Here is a 21,039-nt window from a genome sequence, read left to right on the forward strand (position 1 = left end):
AGAGAAAAGAGGTTACCTATGCAATCTTATGCATTCATCTTTCCCGGGCAGGGGTCTCAGCATGCCGGGATGGGCAAGGAACTGGCGGATAACTTCAAGAGCGCCAGGATCTGCTTCGAAGAGGCGGACGACGCGCTGGGCTTCTCCCTTTCGCGCCTTTGCTTCGAAGGGCCCGAGGAGGAGCTGAAGCTCACTGCCAACACGCAGCCCGCGATCCTCGCGGCGAGCGTCGCCGCCTTGAGGGTGCTCAGGGAGGAGAGTCCGCTCACCCCGTCGTTTCTCGCCGGCCACTCGCTGGGCGAATACTCCGCGCTGGTTGCCTCGGGTGCTCTCGACTTCGCCGACGCGCTGAGGACGGTAAGGGCGCGCGGCAGCTTCATGCAGGACGCGGTCCCCGTCGGCGTGGGCGCCATGGCGGCGATCCTCGGCGCCGAGGCCGACCAGCTCGCGGAGATCTGCGCCGAGGCGGCGCAGGGTGAGGTGGTCTCCCCTGCCAACTTCAACTCGCCGGGACAGATCGTGGTAGCAGGCCATACCGCAGCGGTCAACCGTGCCATCGAGATCGCCAAGGCGAAAGGGTTCAGGAAGGCGATGCTCCTTCCGGTCAGCGCCCCCTTTCATTGCGCACTGATGCAGAAGGCGGCCGAGCGCCTTGCCGAGACGCTTCAGCCGGTGCAGGTGAACCCCCTTGCGACCCCGGTGGTCACCAACGTGGAGGCGAAGCCGAACTCCGATGCAGCCCGCGTGAAGCCGCTTCTGGTGGAGCAGGTTTGCGCCCCGGTCCTGTGGGACCAGATCGTGCAGCAGATCATCGCCGCCGGCGTTACCAACTTCGTCGAGATCGGCCCGGGCAAGGTTCTCGCCGGCCTGGTGAAGCGGATCAACAAGGAAACCGTCAGCTTCAACGTCCAGGACGTGGCCGGCGTGAAGGCTTTGACAGGAGGGGCGATATGAGCTTGAACGGACAGGTAGCCATAGTCACCGGCGCCTCCCGCGGCATCGGCCGCGCCATCGCGCTGAGACTCGCGCAGCAGGGTGCTGCCGTAGTTGTCACCGCCACCACCAAAGAGGGGGCGGCGCGCACTGCGGACGAGGTCACGGCTGCAGGCGGCAAGGCGCTCGCGGTGAAGGTCGACGTTTCCGTCGTCTCCGAGGTGGAGGCGCTCTTCAAGGAGGCCGTAGCCGCCTTCGGCAAGGTCGACATCCTGGTGAACAACGCAGGGATCACCAAGGACGGGCTGCTTCTGAGGATGAAGGAAGAGGACTGGGACGCGGTGCTCGACGTGAACCTGAAGGGAAGCTTCAACTGCACCCGGGAGGCCGCGAAGATCATGTCCAAGGCGCGTTACGGCAGGATCGTCAACGTCTCCTCGGTCGTGGGCGAGATGGGGAACCCGGGGCAGGCGAACTACTGCGCCTCCAAGGCGGGTATGATCGGCCTCACCAAGTCGGTGGCCAAGGAACTCGCACGCAGGAACGTCACGGTGAACGCGGTCACCCCCGGCTTCATCGAGACCGACATGACCAGCGAGCTCTCCGAAAAGACCCGCGAGTCGCTCCAGGAGCAGATCCCCATGGGGCGGCTGGGCTCGGCCGACGACATCTCAGGGGCCGTTTTGTTCCTGGTTTCGGACGCGGCGGCCTACATCACCGGGCATGTCCTCTCGGTCAACGGCGGTATGTACATGTGAGCCGGCTAACGGCATTGTTTTTAGTTTCAGCGCCAAAAATACCTTTTGCAAATTTAACTTTTCATGCTATGAAATAGCAGGCTTCACCAGAACAAAATCAAAATCGTCTGAACGTTTCAATCAAATGGAGGTGGTATAGATGGCTTCGATCGAAAAACGCATCAAAGAAATAGTTGCCGAACAGCTCGGTGTGGACGAGGCACAGGTGACCAATGAGTCTTCCTTCATGGACGACCTGGGCGCCGACTCCCTGGATACCGTGGAACTGGTAATGGCCCTCGAAGAAGAGTTCGAAATTGAAATCTCCGACGAAGACGCCGAGAAAATCCAGTCGGTACAGGACGCAATCGACTACATCACCGAGCATACCTAGTAGGAAGGGGGGAGTTTTACTTCCCCTTTTTCATACCGCCGATCGGCGGCGATGTTTGAGACAGTTTTTCAAGGAGAGCTGAGAGTATGAGAAGAGTTGTTGTTACGGGAGTCGGTGTGGTTTCCCCGCTTGGTACCGGAAACGGCAAGAACTGGGATGCACTGGTGGCCGGCAAGTCCGGTATCGCCCCGATCACCCGTTTTGATGCCTCTGACCTGCCGGTGAAGATCGCGGGTGAGGTGAAGGACTTCGTCCCCGAGGATTTCATCGATAAGAAAGAGATCAAGAAGATGGATCTCTTCATCCAGTACGGGCTTGCCGCAGCCCATTTCGCCATGGAAGACTCGGGCCTCGTGATCAACGAAGAGAACGCCGAGCGCGTCGGCGTCCTGGTCGGCGCCGGCCTGGGCGGCCTCCCCGCCATCGAGCGTTACCACACGGCGCTGCAGGAGGGTGGCTACAAGAAGATCTCCCCGTTCTTCATCCCGATGCTGATCATCAACCTTGCTCCGGGGCACATCTCCATCAAGTACGGCGCCAAGGGACCCAACGTCTCTTCCGTCTCGGCCTGCGCCACCGGTACCCACTCCATAGGCGACGCCTACCACATGATCCAGCGCGGCGATGCCGACGCCATGATCGCCGGCGGCACCGAGTCGACCGTGACCCCCCTGGGGATCGGCGGTTTCTCCGTGATGAAGGCGCTCTCCACCAACAATGACGACCCGACGGCGGCCTCCAGGCCCTTTGACAAGGGGAGGGACGGCTTCATCCTCTCCGAAGGGGCCGGCATCGTGGTGCTCGAGGAGTACGAGGCGGCCAAGGCACGCGGCGCCAAGATTTACGGCGAGATTGTCGGCTACGGCCTTTCCGGCGACGCCTATCACCTGACCTCTCCCGCCCCCGGCGGCGAGGGCGCGGCGCGCTGCATGAAGATGGCGCTGCGCACCGCAGGCATCAACCCGGAGCAGGTCGGCTACATCAACGCCCACGGCACCTCTACCCCGTACGGCGACGTCGGCGAGACCACGGCCATCAAGACCGTTTTCGGCGACCATGCCTACAAGCTGATGGTGTCTTCCACCAAGTCGATGACCGGCCACCTCCTGGGCGCCGCCGGCGGCGTTGAGGCGGTGTTCTCCCTCATGGCGATGAAGAACTCCGTGGTCCCCCCGACCATCAACTACACCGACCCGGACCCCGAGTGCGACCTGGATTACGTCCCGAACAGCGCGCGCGAGGCGAACATCGAGTACGCGATGAGCAACTCCTTCGGCTTCGGCGGCACCAACGCGTCGCTGCTGTTCAAGAAGGTGTAGCATGATAGTCCTCGGTAGTGATCATGGCGGGCTCGATCTGAAGAACGCGATCAAGAAGCTGCTCGAAGAGCGGGGGATTCCCTGCGAGGATCTGGGCACCCACAACGGCGACTCGGTCGACTACCCCGATTTCGGGGTGGCCGTCTCTCGCCGCGTCTCGGAAGGGAGCGCGGAGAAGGGGATCCTGGTCTGCGGCACCGGGATCGGCATGTCAATCGTGGCCAACAAGTTCCCGGGAGTGCGCGCGGCGCTCGCCACGGACGTCTTCATGGCGACCATGGCGAAGGAGCACAACAACGCCAACATCCTGGTTCTCGGCGGACGCGTGCTGGAAACCAAGCTCGCCCGCGAGATGGTGGCCGCCTGGCTTGATACCACCTACGCCGCGGGAAGGCACCAGGGGCGCCTGGACAAGATCACCGCAGTCGAGCGCGAACTGGGGACCAGGCTTTCCTGATTTCCGCCACATAGCAGCATCCGTAATCAGCAACAACGGGACTCTCCGGAGTCCCGTTTTCTCATTTCAACTCGCTTTTTAGGAGAAAACAAAAATGTCAGTACTGGAAACATTTGACCCGGCAGTCGCGGAGGTGATCAGGCACGAGACTGAGCGCCAGGAGTACAACCTCGAACTTATCGCCTCGGAGAACTTCGTCTCTCCGGCGGTGCTCGAAGCGCAGGGCTCGGTCCTTACCAACAAGTACGCGGAAGGGTACCCCGGCAAGCGTTACTATGGGGGTTGCCACTGCGTCGACGTGGTGGAGAACCTCGCCATCGACCGCGCCAAGGAGCTCTTCGGTGCCGATCACGTCAACGTGCAGCCGCACTCCGGTTCCCAGGCCAACATGGCTGTCTACTTCTCCGTGCTGAAGCCCGGCGACACCGTGCTCGGGATGAACCTCGCCCACGGCGGCCACCTGACCCACGGCAGCCCGGTGAACTTCTCCGGCAAGCTCTTCAACATCGTCCCCTACGGCGTCTCCAAGGAGACCCAGACCATCGATTACGAGGAGACCGAGCGTCTCGCCCTCGAGCACAAGCCGAAGATGATCGTGGTCGGCGCGTCGGCCTACCCGCGCATCATCGACTTCGAGGCCTTCCGCCGCATCGCCGACAAGGTGGGCGCCGTGGTCATGGTCGACATGGCGCACATCGCCGGTCTCGTCGCGGCTGGGCTGCACCCGAGCCCGGTTCCCTACGCCGAGTTCGTCACCACCACCACCCACAAGACGCTGCGCGGGCCGCGCGGTGGCATGATCATGTGCCGCGAGGACTGGGCCAAGACCCTCAACTCCAACATCTTCCCCGGCATCCAGGGCGGGCCGCTCATGCACGTCATAGCCGCCAAGGCCGTTGCCTTCAAGGAGGCGCTGACCCCCGAGTTCAAGCAGTATCAGGGGCAGATCGTCAAGAACGCCAAGGCGCTTGCCGAAGGGCTTATGAAGCGCGGCTTCAAGCTCACCTCCGGCGGCACCGACAATCACCTGATGCTGGTTGACCTCTCCCAGACCGAGCTGACCGGCAAGGTGGCCGAGGAGGCGCTCGACCGCGCCGGGATCACCGTCAACAAGAACGGCATCCCCTTCGACACCCGTTCGCCTTTCATCACCTCCGGCATCCGCATCGGCACCCCCGCTGCGACCAGCCACGGGCTGAAAGAGGCGGAGATGGAGCAGGTGGCAGGGTTCATCGCCGAGGTTCTCGGCAACGTCAGCGACGACGCCAAGCTCGCGGCCGTGAAGACCCAGGTCAACGCGCTGATGAAGCGCTTCCCCATGTACGCCGACCGCCTCGCCTAGAGGAGCGGCAACCGGGGTTATAAGAGGAAGGGGGGCGATCTGCATCGCCCCCCTTTTTTTTATACCGTTCTGGTACAAGCAGATCCCCTCAGTAGTATTCCCGCCTGTGTCATAGACCGTAAAGCCCAGCTTCTCTTCCAGTGTCACGCTGAGTGGCTGCATTCCTGCTCTGCCTCTTTGTCTAGACAGTTCCCCCCTTAATACAGACACACTCAACGCTTTGCCCATGAATGAGTATGCTCATGTTCTTGCTTGAGTATGAAAAATAATTCACTTAACTCTGTTGCAATGAAAGTTAATGGATGATAATGTTGGGCGGAGATCGTTTGAGGAGGTGGACCATGCGTGTTCTTGCCATGTTCCTTTTTATTGCCATTGCCGTCCCTTGCCGCGCCGAAGATCCGTTGGAGTCCCTGAACTCCGTCGCCGACGCACTGAGCACCATGGAGCGAACCCTGAAAGTGCGAGAGGAAAACCGCAGCGTGGAAGCAGCCTTGGCTGAAGCCGCCACGCTGAGGCTTCCCGCGGACGACCACCTGTACTTCGTGGCTGACGAGGAGCTGGGCTCCAACGGGTGGCTGGGCGTCAGGCCCTGCACCGAAGAGGTCGCCGTGCCCGACGAGCCGGAGGCGCCTACAAGCTGCGTCAGGCAGCCTGACGGCACGGTGGTCATGGGGTCGCACTACTGGAAGAGTCATCCCGCATCCCCCGGAGATCTGCGTCCGGGTGCGCTGGTCGTGGTAAGGGATCAAAGCGGGGACGGTTGGATTCTTGCGAGGGTCACCGATCTCGCCTCGGTGGAGAAGGGGGAGGTCGGGGTATCGGCTCCCTTTACCGCACAGCTAAAAGGGCTGCGCCTCGTCGAGTAGTCCTTCTCCCGGCACAGATCTCCCTCCTGCAGGGGGATTTTCTTTTATCAGCACTTTTTTGTGGAAAGGGACGGGGGGACTCCGGTATGGTTGGCGGGCCCCATTGCGGGGCTCAACAACGGAATGGAGAGGACCTGACGCATGTACTTCTTCAACTACGACGAGCCGCTCTTTCGCCCCCCCTCAGAGGCGGGGAGCCTGATCTTTCAGATCACCATCGGCTGCTCCCAGAACAGGTGCAGGTTCTGCGGGATGTACAAGATGAAGCGCTTCCGCGTTCGCAGCCTCGACGAGATCAGCGCCGAGATCCTCTCCCTGCCGCCGCGCTACCGCGGACAGGTCAGGCGCGTCTTTCTTGCCGACGGCGACGCGCTCATCTACCCGCAAAAGGGGCTGGAGGCGATCCTCGATCTGCTTGCCGAAACCTTTCCGGCGCTCACCCGGGTGGGGGGCTACGCCTCACCGAACAGCCTGAGCACCAAGAGCGGCGAGGACCTTGCCGTCCTGCGCGGCAAGAAATTGCGCATCCTCTACTTCGGGCTGGAAAGCGGCGATGCGGAGACGCTCAAACTGGTGGACAAGGGGTTTGAGCCGACTGAGATGTTGGAGTTGTGCCGCAAGGCAAAAGCTGCGGGGATGAAGCTCTCGGTAACCGCTATCCTGGGGCTCGCCGGCAGGAAACGGAGCGCCGAGCATGCCGCAGCCACGGCCAAGTGGGTGAGCGCGCTCTCCCCTGAGTACTTCTCGCTTCTCACCATGTTCCAGCGTCACAACGACGATTTCCTGAAGCTGATCGAGCCTTTGAGCCATGGCGAGATCCTTTTGGAAACGCGGGCCCTCCTGGAGCGCCTCGAGCCCCAGGGCACCATCCTGCGCTCCAACCATGTCTCGAACTTCCTGAACCTGGCCGGCAGCTATCCAAAGGACCGGGAGCGCCTGATTGCGACGGTGGATGCCGCCTTGGATCAAGCAAAAAGGGACCCCCGCTGGTGTGCGGAGATCCCTTCTTATCAGGAAGAATATTATTAGGCGGTGACACGCCAGACGTAAGCGGCGCGGCTCCCTTAGCGGGGCACGCCGCAGAGTTGCAGTTCCCTTTCGAGTTTCTCCCGGGTGATCCCCAGCACCTGGCAGGCCTTTTCCCGGTCGCTCTGATAGCGCTCCATGACCATGAGCAAGAGTGCTTTTTTCAAGGATGTCGAGAGCTTGTCCATCACACCCTGCCCCTGGGTCGCTGCCAGCGAAGAGACCAGCGGCTCCAGGTTCCTTTGGAACAGCGCCGCGCTTTCGTCCACCTGTTGTTCGGGGCTGCGCTCCATGCGCTTGAGGCGCACTACGTTCCCCACGCACTCGTCCATGTTGTCCTGGACAAAGCGCAGCGTTTCCCAGTGGCTGTCGACGGTCATGAACCGCAGATCGTCTTTCGTGCCGGCAGGCGCGTTCTTCTTCCTGAGCCGAACCTCCATGATGCAGTAGCCATGTGCTCCAGACCTGTCGTCAGTGCTGCGATCTCGGTATCCCATCGTGTCACCCCCGTTTTTCCATTTGTCTCTTCTTTTCAACCGGCGTACCAAAATGATTGGAGCTCCATCTTTTGCTGCAAGATGCTGAAATTGCGATCATATTTAACGTCGACCACACCCTTTGCCGCTGTGGTATCTCCTGTTGCGGCTGTGCTAAAGATGCACATCAAACGGTTCAGTCAGTGATCAATCATCGGCGAATCAGGTGTTTAGAGTGGTGGCGAACTGTGAACAGCGGCTGTCCAGCTGCGGATAGCTTGTGGCGGGGGTGCGCTGTGATATAAAACGACGGTGGTCGAGCCTGCGGCCATGCCAGGTAGCCGCGCGGAAATCATGAAAAGAGGAGGCACCTCTGGAGAGACCCCTGCTGGTACCGCTTGCCTCTCTGATCGCCGGCTTGGTCAGCGCCGATCTCGCTGATGCGCTCCCTTCTCCCTGGGCCCTTCCGGCGCTACTTGCCGTCGCCCTCTCCGCCTGCTTCGTCAGGAGCCGGTTCCCCTTCCAGCTCTCGCTGTCGCTGCTCTTCTTCGTCTGGGGCGCCCTCTCGCTCTCTCCCTTTCTGCGCCCTGTCGATCATCTCGTCGCGGTCGCCGGCGACGAACCGGCCCTTGTCGAGGGGGTGGTGGACCAGCGCCCGGAGGGGACGGTTACCGGAGGAGCGAAACTGTACCTGCAGGTGGAGCGGCTTTGGATCGGATCGGGCGAGACAGCGGCACATGGTCGTCTGCTGGTTTACGTCAGAGAGGGGAGGGTGCCTTTTTGCAGCGGCGACCGGGTCGTTTTCCGCTCCAGGATCCGCCAACCGCGCGACTTCGGGTTGCCCGGAGAGGTTGAGCAGGCGCGCCGTCTTGCCTACCAGGGCATTTTCGCCACCGGCTTCGTACTGGAGGCAAGTGAGATCGTACTGCTGCGGTCAGGGGCGGGACTAGCACACCGGGTGGACCGGCTGGCCGCTTCGCTTGGTCGCTTCATAGAGAAGGAGGTACCCGGCAGCGAGGGGGGAGTACTCAAGGCGCTGCTTTTGGGAGACAAGGGGGACGTCCCCGAACAGCTGCAGGATGCCTACGCCAGAAGCGGGGTGAACCACATACTCTCAATTTCGGGCTTTCATGTGGGGATCGTCTTCCTGGCGGTGTTCCATCTCATGTACTTCGCCGCGCGACGCAGCGAGACTTTGGCGCTGCGCCTGAACCTGAAGCAGCTGCTTCCGCTCTCGGTCTTGCCGGTGCTGCTCTTCTACCTGCTGCTCTCCGGGGCAGCTCCGGCCACGCTGAGAAGCGTGCTGATGATCTGCGCCGTGGTGGCTGCCCTGCACCTAAGGCGCGAGCTGGATCCAATCAACACCGTGATGCTTGCCGCCTGCGCCATCCTGTTTGTCTCCCCCCAGATCTTTTTCGAGGTGTCGTTCCAACTTTCCTTTCTGGCGATCTGGGGACTCGCTGTCCTCGCTCCCCCTCTGGCGGGACGGTTTGCCGGGGTCCCTGCGCTGCTGCGCTGGCTGTTGCTTCTTGCCGTCGCCTCGCTGGCTGCGGTCGTGGCCACCCTGGTTCCCGTCGCCTACTACTTCCAGCGGGTGAGCCTGATCGGGCTGGTCGCGAACCTCCTGGTCGTGCCGCTCATGGGATACGGGGCAGTGGTCGCGGGTTTCGCCTCGCTTTGCCTGAGCCATATTTACGAGCCCGCGGCGCAGGCGCTGCTTCAGCTAGCGGCGCTGCTCGTTCGCGTCTCGGACCGGGTGATCGAATACCTCTCCCTGGCTCCGGTGCTGACCGGGTACGTTCCGGGAAAGCTGGATTTGCTGCTTGCCTGCCTGGCGCTTTGCGCCGTCACCTTCCCCAAATCAAGAATCAAGCGACTGGCGGCGCTCTCTCCCCTGCTCCTGGCCCTTGTGTGGCGGGCTGTTCCGTCAGGAGCCACCGGCAGCGGACTGATGCACCTGTACTTTCTGAGTGTGGGGCAGGGGGACGCGACGCTTGCCCATCTCCCCGACGGCAAGTGGATGCTGGTGGACGGCGGAGGGAATGCGAATGATACCTCGGCCCGCGTGGGACCGCGCCTGCTGCTACCGGCGCTGCGGGCCCTTGGGGTGCGGCGGATCGATTACCTGGTGCTCACCCACGAACATCCGGACCATCTGCAGGGTGTCTCCTACCTTGCTGCCCGTTTCGAGGTGGGGGAGTTCTGGGAGAGCGCCCTCCCTTCGAGCGCCCATGACTACCGGCAGCTCAAGTGGATACTGGCGGCGCGCGGGGTGCCGGTGCGCAGGCTGGACGGCGAGGGCTCAGTCTTTGCGGCCGGAGGCGCTGTGGTGCAGTCGCTCTGGCCTTTGGCGGCCGGCCAGCCTGCTTCCGATGATGCCAACGACTCGTCGCTGGTCTTCAGGTTAAGCCATGGGGGTGCTTCGGTGCTTCTCACCGGGGACCTGCGGGAAAACGGGGAACGGGCGCTCCTGGCGCGCGGCACGCTGTCGCCTTCTTCGCTTTTGAAGGTGGCGCACCACGGCAGCAGGCACTCGACCTGCGAAGAGTTTCTCGCCGCGCTCTCGCCCAAAGAGGCCGTGATATCGTCGGGATACGCCAACGTGTTCCGGCTTCCGGCTCCAAGTACTATCTCCCGTCTGCAAAGGCACGGCGTCCGGGTCTATCGCACAGATCAGGAAGGCACAATCGAGGCTGTCATGGCACCAGATGGCAAGGTTACTGTCTCAGTACCTTGGGGGCATTTTAATTGACACTTCTGACTTCAATCTGATAGTTTATGCGGGCATTATCCCGAATATACCCGGCGTTCACTGGAGATCCGCTGCATGGAAAGGATTCTTTTAGTCGAAGACGACAGCTTCTTCAGAGAGATCTTCACGGACCTTCTCAAGGAAGATGGCTATAGCGTCGAGGTGGCCGTCTCCGGTGAAGAGGCGTTGGAGATGATCGGGAAGGGCGGGTATCACCTGGTTGTCACCGACCTGGTGATGCGCGACGTGAGCGGGCTGGACATTCTGTCGACGGTAAAGAGGCTGGACCCGGCTACCGCGGTCATCATGGTGACCGGGCACGCCAACGTGGAAACCGCCATCTACGCGCTCAAAAACGGTGCCACCGATTACCTCATCAAGCCGATCAACCACGATGAATTCCGCCATATAGTCGCGCACTGCATGGAGCAGCGCAAGCTTCTGGATGAAAACCTCGAACTGAAGGGGCTGGTGAACCTGTTTCAGGTGAGCCAGAACATCGCCAACTGCCTGGAACTGGAGCGTATTTATCCCCTTTTGATGGAGGCGCTCTCCAAGGAGATCGGCGCCAGCCGGGGGCTGGGCTACTTCAGCGACGGCGGACAGCTGGTGCTGCGCGAGTTGAAGGGCATCGACGAGCTGAAAGCCCCCCTGCTAGGCCAGGCGGTGATTGCCGAGTGCGACCTGCATGACGACGGTGTCAGCAACCTGGTGATGCTCAAAGATTTTCTCCCCGATGGGGCGGATTATGGCGACGTCCGGGAGGCGATCTGCCTCTACATCCGGCAGAAAAGCACGCTGGAGGGGGTAATCATCCTGTTCAACGACCCCGCCGCCGCGCTCCCCAGGGAGGTCAACCGCAAGCACGTCACCTTCCTCCTGGATCAGGCCTCGCTCGCCCTGGAAAATGCCGCACGTTACAACTTCGCCAAGGACCTGCTCTACATCGACGAGCTGACCGGCCTTTACAACTACCGCTACCTCGACGTGGTGCTGGAGCGGGAGCTGAAGCGCTCCGAGCGTTACGGCTCCAACCTCTCCGTGCTCTTCCTTGACATCGACCTCTTCAAGTCGGTGAACGACACCTTCGGCCACCTGATCGGCAGCCGCGTGCTGCGGGAGATCGGCACCCTGCTCAGAAAGAGCGTCCGTGACGTTGACGCCGTGATCCGCTACGGCGGCGACGAATACACCATCGTGCTGGTGGAGACCGGACTCGACGGCGCGGCGATAGTTGCCGAGCGTATCAGGAAGATGGTCGAAGGGCATACCTTCGCCAAGGCCGACGGGCTTGCCATCAAGCTCACCGTCAGTCTCGGCTACGCCTGCTCCCCGGACGACGCCGGCACCAAGGCGGAGCTCCTCGAGATGGCGGACCAGGCGATGTACCGTGGCAAGACCGCCGGCAAGAACAAGGCTTTCCACGCCCAGCGGCTGACCAGCCCCCCCTAAGAGCTAAGGAATTCAGGGGGAACCTGGGGTCTACTGCCCATCAAGCGCTGCACTAAGACTCACGTTCTCCACTTTGCGACGGGCCTGCGCGCCGTAGCGCTTCGGTCCGCGAAAGCGGTAGGGGGACAGGTGGGATTTGCCTTGGTTATGGTCTTGGAGCCTCTCGGCTCTTTTGTTTTTTTATAATGCGCACAAGGAGAGTTACTGACGTGGCGATAACAGGCATCAAGGGTTTCAACGACATCCTCCCGGGCGAAGTCGAGAAGTGGCAGTACATCGAGGCGACTGCGCGCCGGGTTTTCGAACTATACGGGCTCTCCGAGATCAGGATCCCCATCCTGGAGAAGACCGAGCTTTTCTGCCGCTCCATAGGAGACGCGACCGACATCGTGGAAAAGGAGATGTACTCCTTCGTCGATAAGGGGGAGAACAAGGTGACCATGCGCCCGGAGGGGACCGCGTCGGTGATGCGGGCCTACGTCGAGCACAAGATGCACGCCCTTGACCCGGTCGCGCGCCTTTACTACATGGGGCCGATGTTCCGCTACGAGCGTCCGCAAAAGGGGCGCTACCGCCAGTTCCACCAGATCGGGGCCGAGATCACCGGGGTGGCCGCGCCGAGCGTCGACGCCCAGGTGCTCACCATGCTGACCCATTTCTTCAACGAACTGGGACTCACCGAACCCTCCCTGCAGATCAACTCGCTGGGTTGCCCCTGCTGCCGCCCGGTCTACCGCGAGGCGCTCAAGAAGTTCCTCCTGGACCGGATCGACAGCCTCTGCGAGGACTGCAAGCGCCGCTACGACACGAACCCGCTGCGCGCGCTGGACTGCAAGTCCGCAGGTTGCCAGGAGGCTACCCAGGGCGCTCCCTCCATGCTCGACTACCTCTGCGGCGACTGCGGCGCCCACTTCGACCAGACCAGGAAGTACCTGGAGCTCGCCGGCACCCCCTACGCCATCAACAAGAGGATGGTGCGAGGTCTCGACTACTACACCCGGACCACCTTCGAGATGGTGACGACGCTTCTGGGCGCGCAGAGCGCCGTGGCGGCTGGGGGGCGCTATGACGGCCTGATCGCCGAGATCGGAGGCCCCCAGATTCCTGGTATCGGCTTTGCCATGGGGGTCGAGCGGGTAGCGCTGCTTCTGGCCGAGAAGGAATTCTCGCGCCGCCCCGACCTCTTCATCGCGGCCATGGGGGAGGAGGCTCACGCCGAGGCGTTCCGCCTCATGTCGGCGCTGCAGAGAGGCGGCGCGGCGGTGGAGATCGACTACGAAGGTAAGAGCCTGAAGAGCCAGATGAGGCGCGCGGACAAGTGCAACTCCCGCTTCACCCTGATCATCGGCGGGGACGAACTCTCCAGCGGTACCGCCCCCCTGAAGAACATGGACGGCGGCACCCAGTCCGAGGTGCCGCTTAGCGCCGATGCCATCTTGTCCGCTATGAAGACGCAGTAGACCGGCTCCTCCGGCCCCCCCCCTCCATCGACAAAAGAAAACGCGACAGGAAATGCCCAGATCTGGGTCCTTCCTGCCGCGTTCTTTTTTTAGCAACGTTCCTCGGTGTTAATTAGGGGAGATCGAAAAGCAGCACCTCGCTTGGTTGCCTTGCGGTCAGGCGCACCAGGTCCTCGTCGCTTACCGCCGCTCCGTCTCCCGCTTCAAGCAGGTGACCGTTTACGGTGATGCTTCCGCGTGCCGCTTGAACCCAGGCGTGGCGCCCACGCGCCAGGTGGTGCACCACTTCCTGGCCTTGGCCGAGAAGACTCGCATACATCTTCGCGTCCTGGTTGATGGTGACGGACCCTTCGGCGCCGTCTGCCGAGGCGATCAGGCGCAACCTTCCCTTTTTTTCCTGCTCTGGAAACAGCTTCTGCTCGTAGCTCGGCGTGATCCCGTCTCTTTGCGGCAGAATCCAGATCTGGAAGAAGTGAAGCCCCTCGTCCTTGGAATGGTTGAACTCACTGTGGGTGATGCCGGTGCCGGCGCTCATCCTTTGCACCTCTCCCGGCCGTATCACGGATCCGTTCCCCATGCTGTCGCGGTGTTCCAGCGCCCCTTCCAGAACGTAGGAGATGATCTCCATGTCCCGGTGCGGGTGGGTGGGGAATCCCGCTCCAGCCTCGACCCGGTCTTCGTTTATGACCCGCAGGTTACTGAAACCCATGTGCCTGGGGTCGTAGTAGCTGGCGAAGGAAAAGCTGTGGTAGGTGTCGAGCCAGCCGTGATCGGCATGCCCTCTGTCTTCGGATTTTCTGATCGTGATCATGATGTCTCCTTTTATGCCTTACTCGCGCGCCATTATTTTCTTCGGAGCAAAACCCAGAACAGCGAAGAGAGCAAAGGGAACGATGAAGAAGCCGAAAAAGATCCCCCACAGTAAGCCTGCGCTGCTGAGAATGGACCACTCGATCCACGCCGCGTATGCCAGGGCTGCCAGCAGCAATATGAAAAGTATCGATTTCAACATCTGTTCAACCTCTCGTTTTCTTCTCCGGCAACCCTGACACTTCGACGTCCTTTCTATGCCTTCTGGCAGTTGCCGTCGCAGTAGGGCGCGTTGGCGGTTTTCCCACAGTTGCAAAGGTACACCTGCTGCTTTGCCTTGACCTCGAACGCCAGTGGCGCCTTGCCGCTACCTACATGCGCACCGTCGCAAAAGGGTGCGGTCGCCGATTTGCCGCAGGTGCAGCGGTAGTAGGTGCCCGGCTCGAGATCGACGACAATGGGTCCTTTGGTGGTGGTCTGATTCATTCGTTACTCCTCCTGTTCTTGAGATCCTGTTTAAGATTAACCGGCTTAATGTCAAACTATTCCCGGAAAATAATTCCCGAGCTTCAGGATACGCGCTCGGGTCGTCCGCTGGATCAGTTTGAATTTTTATAGCTTGATATTAAACTGATTTCCGGCGGCGAGTCAAGGGCTTTTTACACCACCTTTCTTGCCCTGACTTCGCCCCGCCCATCCACGTGCATCCCGAGAGAAATTAGAGGAGGTACCAGCGGTGTCTCATTGACATAGCTGCTCCATTCGTGGCATATTTAGCGCCGATTTTTCCGCCGTTACAGAGACAGGAGCCCCGCAAGGCAATGGCTCCTTTTATTGTTTCGATTCAGGTAGTTCCCTCTGCTTCTTTGCCAGGACGTTGACCCTATGGATTCAGCAAATTTCGTTCACCTCCATCTCCACTCCCAGTACTCGCTCCTGGACGGGGCGATCCGCATCGGTGACCTGATAAAGAAGGTGAAGGATTGCCACATGCCGGCCGTCGCCATGACGGACCACGGCAACATGTTCGGCACTCTCGAGTTCTATCTCAAGTGCAAGGACAAGGGGGTGAAGCCCATCCTGGGGAGCGAGGTGTACATAGCGCCGCAGGACAGGTTCTTGAAGCAGGCACCCTCCAGCCCCGACCAGGCCTCCAGCTATCACCTGATCCTTTTGTGCGAGAACATGACCGGCTTCAAGAACCTCTCCTACCTCGTCTCGGCGGGGTACAAGGAAGGGTTCTACCGCCGCCCCCGCATCGACAAGGAGCTCCTTTTAAAGCACAAGGAGGGGCTCATCGTCCTCTCCGCCTGCCTGCAGGGTGAGGTGGCGTATCTCGCCGGGCGCAACAAGATGGACGAGGCGCGCGCCGCGGCCTCCTGGTACGCCGAGAACTTCCCGGGAAGCTACTACATCGAGCTGCAGGAGAACAAACTCCCCGAGCAGGACGTCGCCAACCGACGGCTCATGGAGATCGCCCGGGAGATGGACCTGCCGCTGGTCGCCACCAACGACTGCCATTATCTGAACCGCGAGGACGCGAGGGCCCACGAGATCCTCCTCTGCATCCAGACCGGCAAGACCATGAGCGACCCGACCCACATGGCGTTCTCCGTGGATGAGTTCTACGTGAAGACCCCCGAGGAGATGGCGCAGGCTTTCCACTACGCGCCGGACGCGATCGAGAACACGGTCAAGATCGCCGAGCGCTGCAACTTGGAGTTCGACTTCAAGACCTACTACTTCCCCGCCTACGAGGCCCCGGAAGGGGAGACGCTGGACCAGCAGCTGGAGCGCGAGGCGACGGTCGGCCTCGTCGAGCGGCTGAAGAAGATCCGCATCAAGTACAACCTCACCGAGGAGCAGGAACAGGCCTACCACGCCCGGCTGCGCATCGAGCTGGACTGCATCAAGCAGATGGGGTTCCCGGGCTACTTCCTGATCGTCGCCGACTTCATCAACTGGGCGAAAGACCACGGCATCCCCGTCGGCCCGGGCAGGGGTTCCGCGGCGGGATCCCTCGTCGCCTTCTGCATCAGGATCACCGACATCGATCCTATGCCGTACAACCTCCTTTTCGAGCGCTTCCTGAACCCCGAACGTATCTCCATGCCTGATATCGACGTCGACTTCTGCCAGGATCGCCGCGAAGAGGTGATCCAGTACATGGTCGAGAAGTACGGCCGGGAGAAGGTCTGCCAGATCATCACCTTCGGCACCATGGCCGCGCGCGGCGTCATTCGCGACGTAGGGCGCGCCCTGGACCTCACCTTCGGCGAGGTGGACCGGATCGCGAAGCTGGTCCCGGAGGTGCTCGGCATCACGCTGGAAAAGGCGCTGGAGCAGGAGCCGAAGCTGAAGGAGCTGATGGCAGCCGACCCGAAGGTGAAGGAGGTCATGACCGTCGCCCTCAGACTGGAGGGGCTTGCCCGCCACGCCTCGACGCATGCGGCCGGCCTCGTGGTCGCGCCCAAGCAGATGGAGGAGTTCTGCCCGGTCTACAAGGACCAGAAGACCGGTTCCCTGACCACGCAGTACTCGATGAAGTACGTGGAGAAGATCGGCCTGGTGAAGTTCGACTTCCTGGGGCTCAAGAACCTGACCGTCATCGACAACGCCTGCAAGCACATCAGAAACGGCAAGGATCCCAACTTCGACATCACGCTTTTGCGCGACGACGACGCGGAGTCATACAAGCTGTTGCAGGCCGGCAACACCACCGGCGTCTTCCAGCTCGAGTCCAGCGGCATGAAGGAGCTCCTAGTCAAGCTGAAGCCCTCCTGCTTCGAGGACATCATCGCGGTCTGCGCCCTCTACCGTCCGGGCCCGTTGGGCAGCGGCATGGTGGACGACTTCATCGAAAGAAAGCACGGCCGCAAGCAGACCGTCTACGACCTGCCGCAGCTCGAGCCGGTCCTTAAAGACACCTACGGCGTCATCGTCTACCAGGAACAGGTCATGCAGATCGCCCGATCGCTCGCCGGCTACTCGCTCGGCGGCGCGGACCTCTTGCGCCGCGCCATGGGTAAGAAGGACGCCGAGCAGATGGCGAAAGAGCGCGACAAGTTCCTGGAGGGGTCCGAGAAGCTCGGCCTCGACGGGAAGAAGTGCGCCGCCATCTTCGACCTGATGGCGAAGTTCGCCGAGTACGGCTTCAACAAGTCGCACTCCGCCGCCTACGCCCTGGTCGCCTACCAGACCGCTTTTCTCAAGGCCCACTACCCGGTCGAGTTCATGGCTGCCCTTCTGACCGAGGACATGGGGAACACCGACAAGGTCATCAAGAGCATCGGCGACTGCCGCGAGATGGGAATCGAGGTGCTCCCCCCCGACATCAACGAGTCGGATCGCTCCTTCCGCGTGCTGGACAAGGCGATGCGTTTTGGTCTGGGCGCGGTGAAGAACGTGGGGGAGGGGGCCATCGAAGCGATCATCGAGGCCCGCGGCAACGAGCCGTTCAAGGACCTCTTCGATTTCTGCGAGCGCGTCGACCTGCGCCGGGTCAACAAAAGGGTGATAGAGGCGCTGATCAAGTGCGGCGCCTTCGACTGCACCGGCGCGAAACGGTCCCAGCTCATGGCGGGGCTGGAGGATGCCGCGGCTGCTGGGCAGAGAGTGCAGCAGGAGCGCGAGAGCGCGCAGGCGTCGCTTTTCGGCGCCGCCGAGATCGTGCGCGGCGGCAACGGCGGCGGCAACCGGCTTCCCGACATCCCCGAGTGGGACGAGAAGTATCGCCTGGGGTGCGAGAAGGAGGCGATCGGCTTCTTCATCACCGGACACCCGCTGGACCGCTACGTCGCCGACATGAGGCGCTTCTCCAGCGTGGACTGCTCCACCATCCTCGACGCCAAGGAGAAGAGCGAGGTGAGGATCTGCGGCGTGCCGGCCAGCATCAAGGAGCTGATCACCAAGAAGGGTGACCGGATGGCCTTCCTCGCGCTGGAGGACCTGGTGGGCGCGGTGGAGGTGGTGGTCTTCCCGGAGACCTACGCCAAGTGCTCCGAGGTGCTCAGGGGCGACGACCCCATCCACGTCACCGGCACGGTGGAATTGAGCGAGAAGGGGGCCAAGGTGATGGCGAGCGACATCATCCTCCTGCGCGACCTGGTGGAGCGTGAAACGAGAAAGGTGAATTTCACCATAGACGCAAAAGAGGCCGACGAAGGGAAGCTCAAGACTCTCAAAGACATCATCTCCCGCTACCAGGGGATCTGTCGCAGCTTCCTGCACCTTGACATAGAGAACAGCTCTAGAGTGACCATCAAGCTTCCCGATGTTTACAAAGTCGCTGCAAGTGAAGAATTAACAGTGGAAGTGAGCAACCTCTTCGGCTATAATGCCGTGTCCTTCGAGTGACCTTTTTTCTATTCCCGGCATAGGTCCGTAAAATATATGAGTTTTCGTAGGAGCGGCATTCCAGCCGTGATTCTGCTACAGCAGTCGCGTCTGGAATGCCGCTTCTGCAAGTTAATCTGAAATCAAGGAGATGAAAATATATGGCATTGCAACAAAGCTATCTGGATTTCGAGAAGCCGCTGGCCGAGTTGGACAAGAAGATCCAGGAACTGCACGGCTTTTCCACCGAAGGGGTGGACCTGTCGGCTGAGATCGCCAAGCTGGAGCAAAAGTCGGAGAAGATGCGCCAGGAGATGTTCGCCAACCTCTCCCGCTGGCAGACCGCCCAGGTGGCGCGCCACATCAACCGTCCCTTCACCCTCGACTACCTGGAGCTGATCTTCACCGAGTTCGTGGAACTGCACGGCGACCGCAACTTCGGCGACGACCACGCCATCGTGGGCGGGCTGGCGAGGCTGGACGGCGAGCCGGTGATGGTGATCGGCCACCAGAAGGGGCGCGACACCAAGGAGAAGGTGTTCCGCAACTTCGGCATGCCCAATCCGGAAGGGTACCGCAAGGCGCTGCGCCTCATGGAGATGGCCGAGCGCTTCAAGCTTCCCATCATCACCTTCGTCGACACCCCGGGCGCTTTCCCCGGCATCGGCGCCGAGGAGCGCGGCCAGGCCGAGGCGATCGCCCGCAACCTGCGCGAGATGTCCCGGCTGACCGTGCCCATCATCGTTGTCATCACCGGTGAGGGTGGCTCCGGCGGCGCACTCGCCATCGCCGTGGGCGACAGGGTCCTCATGCTGCAGCACTCCGTCTACGCCGTCATCTCCCCCGAGGGTTGCGCCGCGATCCTTTGGTCCGACGGCACCAAGGGGGCCCAGGCCGCCGAGGCGCTGAAACTGACCGCGAAAGACATCAAGGAGCTCGAGGTCATCGACGAGATCGTGCCCGAGCCGGCCGGTGGTGCCCACCGCGACCACGAGGCCATGGCCAAGAACCTGCACGAGGCGCTCTCCAGGAACCTGAAGGAGCTGAAGGCGGTCCCGGCAGAGGATCTGATCGAGCAGCGTTATCAGAAGTTCCGCAAGATGAGCCGCTTCGCCGAGTAACAAAATAAAAGGGGACAGGCTAGTAGCCTGTCCCCTTTTTCTTCATGGGTGGTTGAAGATAAAAGAGAAGGGGGCATGGCCGCGACAGCCATGCCCCCTTTTTGTTGTTACGAGGGCTCGGTGTCCGGTTCCCTCCCCCGGAGGGGGAGGGTCAGGGTGGGGGCGCGCAGCGGCTCATGCCTGCCAAGTACCCCCTCCCAGCCTCCCCCCTCCGGGGGGAGGAGCACTATGGCTGGGGTGGAGCTTTATCCTATAGCCAGCGACACTGCGTGCAGCAGGATGCCGATCATGCCGCCTACCAGCGTCCCGTTCATCCTGATGAACTGCAGATCGCTCCCTATGCTGAGTTCGATCTCCTCGATGAACTCTTCTTCCTTCCATTCCCGCACGGTCCCGGCGATGTGACGCGAGAACCCTTCCCTGAGGGGATCGGCGTACTTTATCACCAGCCGCTCCAGGTGCTCGTTGACCGATTCTGTCAGGTCGGGATTCTCGGTAAGGGTCCTTCCAAGCCCGACGGCCGCGTCTGCAATCTTCGCGCGGATGCTGGACAACGGCCGGTCCAGGTCTTCCACCATCCACTGCTTCAGGTCGGAGACGAGGCTCTTGGCGTACTGCGAGAGCTGCTCGTTGTCGATCACCTCCCGCTTCAGCTCGTCAACCTTCTCCCTGGTGCCGGAGTCGTGTTTCAGCTTCACGATGAAGTCCGCGACAGCCCGGTCGAACTCCTGGCGCAACTCGTGGTTCGGGTCGGCGTTGACCATGTTCAGGAAGCCGCTGACCTTCCCTATGATCTTTTCGCCGGCGTTCCTTGAGAACTGCGGACGGTTCGGGATGAACTTGCTAAGGAGCGGGTATTCGGTGTCGACCCAGTTGTCCAGCGCCAGGGCGATCTTCTCCTGGGACTGGGGCGTTTCCAGCCATGCGCCCAGCCGCCTCAGGATTTCGTCGAGAACGGCCTGATGGCGGTCGTCTTTTCTCAGGGATTCGAGTAAACCCGCGGCGGAGCCGGCAAGGTCGAATTTGCCGATGCGGTCGCTCATGGCGGCCACCACGATCCTGCTGACCCGCTCGTCCTCCAGGAAACCTATGGATTCGGAAAGGACTCGCGCCACTCCCCGTGCCAGCCCCTCCGCGTTGTCCCTTGCGGTGAGGTAGCGGCAAAGCTGCCGGGCTGGGTCGAATCCCCTCATCTTCTCCACCAGGGTCTCGGTGGTCAGGAACTTCTCCTGGATGAAGCGGGCCAGGTTGTCGGCGATGGTCTCCCTCTTGTCGGCGATGATGGCGGTGTGGGGAATGGGAAGTCCCATCGGGTGCCTGAACAGGGCCACCACGGCGAACCAGTCGGCTAGCGCGCCGACCATGGCGGCCTCGGCGAACGCGGCAACCCATCCCCAGCCGCCGGCCCCCTGCTGCAGGCGGGCTACGACGAAAAGGACGGCTGCGCCGGCCATAAGTGCCAGGGCGATCATCTTGTTCTTTCTCAGTGCGGCTCTTCTCTCATCCAACATCAGCGTCTACTCCTTCTTGCGTTTTCTGCTTTTGCCTATACTGAT

General features: G+C 61.5%; 18 protein-coding genes. 13 read left to right on the top strand and 5 right to left on the bottom strand.

From position 1 onward, the window contains the following. The first annotated feature begins 18 nt into the window (after positions 1-18). The 8 genes from fabD (at position 19) to GEOBRER4_RS05600 (ending at position 7,080) form a co-directional block, all read left to right on the top strand. Positions 19-954: an ACP S-malonyltransferase gene (gene fabD / locus GEOBRER4_RS05565; RefSeq protein WP_085813452.1), complete on the top strand. Its 936-nt coding sequence runs from the start codon at positions 19-21 to the stop codon at positions 952-954. Further along, entirely contained in the window at positions 951-1,691 is a 741-nt protein-coding gene (gene fabG / locus GEOBRER4_RS05570) for a 3-oxoacyl-[acyl-carrier-protein] reductase (protein ID WP_185244573.1), read from the top strand. The genes fabD and fabG overlap by 4 nt, the downstream gene beginning before the upstream one ends. Positions 1,692-1,830: 139 nt before the next feature. After that, positions 1,831-2,064, top strand: a complete 234-nt coding sequence (acpP, locus tag GEOBRER4_RS05575) for an acyl carrier protein (RefSeq protein ID WP_085813450.1) — start codon at positions 1,831-1,833, stop codon at positions 2,062-2,064. A gap of 86 nt (positions 2,065-2,150) precedes the next feature. Beyond that, positions 2,151-3,383 (top strand): beta-ketoacyl-ACP synthase II, encoded by a 1,233-nt coding sequence (fabF, locus tag GEOBRER4_RS05580; protein WP_185244574.1) that lies wholly within the window; start codon positions 2,151-2,153, stop codon positions 3,381-3,383. A 1-nt stretch (position 3,384) separates the two neighbouring features. After that, positions 3,385-3,840, top strand: coding sequence for a ribose 5-phosphate isomerase B (gene rpiB / locus GEOBRER4_RS05585; RefSeq protein ID WP_185244575.1), 456 nt, complete (start codon positions 3,385-3,387; stop codon positions 3,838-3,840). A 94-nt stretch (positions 3,841-3,934) separates the two neighbouring features. Continuing rightward, entirely contained in the window at positions 3,935-5,182 is a 1,248-nt protein-coding gene (gene glyA, locus GEOBRER4_RS05590; protein ID WP_185244576.1) for a serine hydroxymethyltransferase, read from the top strand. Positions 5,183-5,523: 341 nt separating this feature from the next. Continuing rightward, a complete protein-coding gene (locus tag GEOBRER4_RS05595) occupies positions 5,524-6,051 on the top strand; it encodes a hypothetical protein (protein ID WP_185244577.1) in 528 nt (175 codons plus the stop codon). A 141-nt stretch (positions 6,052-6,192) separates the two neighbouring features. Next, positions 6,193-7,080, top strand: a complete 888-nt coding sequence (locus tag GEOBRER4_RS05600; protein ID WP_185244578.1) for a radical SAM protein — start codon at positions 6,193-6,195, stop codon at positions 7,078-7,080. A gap of 35 nt (positions 7,081-7,115) precedes the next feature. On the opposite strand, the gene GEOBRER4_RS05605 is transcribed toward GEOBRER4_RS05600, so the two are convergent. Next, positions 7,116-7,574, bottom strand: coding sequence for a hypothetical protein (locus GEOBRER4_RS05605; RefSeq protein WP_085813444.1), 459 nt, complete (start codon positions 7,572-7,574; stop codon positions 7,116-7,118). 397 nt (positions 7,575-7,971) lie between these two features. Here GEOBRER4_RS05605 and GEOBRER4_RS05610 point away from each other — a divergent pair, with 397 nt between their 5' ends. The 3 genes from GEOBRER4_RS05610 (at position 7,972) to hisS (ending at position 13,217) form a co-directional block, all read left to right on the top strand. Beyond that, the gene (locus GEOBRER4_RS05610; protein WP_185244579.1) at positions 7,972-10,305 is read left to right on the top strand and encodes a DNA internalization-related competence protein ComEC/Rec2; all 2,334 of its coding nucleotides are present in this window, start codon (positions 7,972-7,974) and stop codon (positions 10,303-10,305) included. Positions 10,306-10,380: 75 nt separating this feature from the next. After that, positions 10,381-11,757: a GGDEF domain-containing response regulator gene (locus GEOBRER4_RS05615; protein WP_085813442.1), complete on the top strand. Its 1,377-nt coding sequence runs from the start codon at positions 10,381-10,383 to the stop codon at positions 11,755-11,757. Between the two features lie 209 nt (positions 11,758-11,966). Then, complete coding sequence (hisS, locus tag GEOBRER4_RS05620) at positions 11,967-13,217, top strand: histidine--tRNA ligase (protein ID WP_404813877.1); 1,251 nt, start codon at positions 11,967-11,969, stop codon at positions 13,215-13,217. A 112-nt stretch (positions 13,218-13,329) separates the two neighbouring features. Here hisS and GEOBRER4_RS05625 read toward each other — a convergent pair whose 3' ends face one another. The 3 genes from GEOBRER4_RS05625 to GEOBRER4_RS05635 are packed head-to-tail and all read right to left on the bottom strand — an operon-like array spanning position 13,330 to position 14,513. After that, positions 13,330-14,028 (bottom strand): pirin family protein, encoded by a 699-nt coding sequence (locus tag GEOBRER4_RS05625; RefSeq protein WP_185244581.1) that lies wholly within the window; start codon positions 14,026-14,028, stop codon positions 13,330-13,332. 18 nt (positions 14,029-14,046) lie between these two features. Beyond that, a complete protein-coding gene (locus GEOBRER4_RS05630) occupies positions 14,047-14,229 on the bottom strand; it encodes a hypothetical protein (protein ID WP_185244582.1) in 183 nt (60 codons plus the stop codon). A 53-nt stretch (positions 14,230-14,282) separates the two neighbouring features. After that, positions 14,283-14,513 (bottom strand): CDGSH iron-sulfur domain-containing protein, encoded by a 231-nt coding sequence (locus GEOBRER4_RS05635; RefSeq protein WP_185244583.1) that lies wholly within the window; start codon positions 14,511-14,513, stop codon positions 14,283-14,285. 399 nt (positions 14,514-14,912) lie between these two features. Between GEOBRER4_RS05635 and dnaE the strand changes: the two genes are divergently transcribed. Both dnaE and GEOBRER4_RS05645 read left to right on the top strand, forming a co-directional pair. After that, positions 14,913-18,383 carry a DNA polymerase III subunit alpha gene (gene dnaE, locus GEOBRER4_RS05640; protein ID WP_185244584.1) on the top strand — a complete coding sequence of 1,157 codons (3,471 nt, stop codon included), beginning with the start codon at positions 14,913-14,915 and terminating at the stop codon, positions 18,381-18,383. Between the two features lie 140 nt (positions 18,384-18,523). Further along, a complete protein-coding gene (locus tag GEOBRER4_RS05645; protein ID WP_185244585.1) occupies positions 18,524-19,483 on the top strand; it encodes an acetyl-CoA carboxylase carboxyltransferase subunit alpha in 960 nt (319 codons plus the stop codon). A 245-nt stretch (positions 19,484-19,728) separates the two neighbouring features. Here the strand turns inward: GEOBRER4_RS05645 and GEOBRER4_RS05650 are convergent, their stop codons facing one another. Further along, on the bottom strand, positions 19,729-20,994 hold the full coding sequence (locus GEOBRER4_RS05650) for a DUF445 domain-containing protein (RefSeq protein ID WP_185244586.1): 1,266 nt from the start codon (positions 20,992-20,994) through the stop codon (positions 19,729-19,731). Positions 20,995-21,039: the final 45 nt, after the last annotated feature.

Origin of the sequence: Citrifermentans bremense (genome assembly GCF_014218275.1) — a bacterium.
Lineage (GTDB): Bacteria > Desulfobacterota > Desulfuromonadia > Geobacterales > Geobacteraceae > Geomonas > Geomonas pelophila.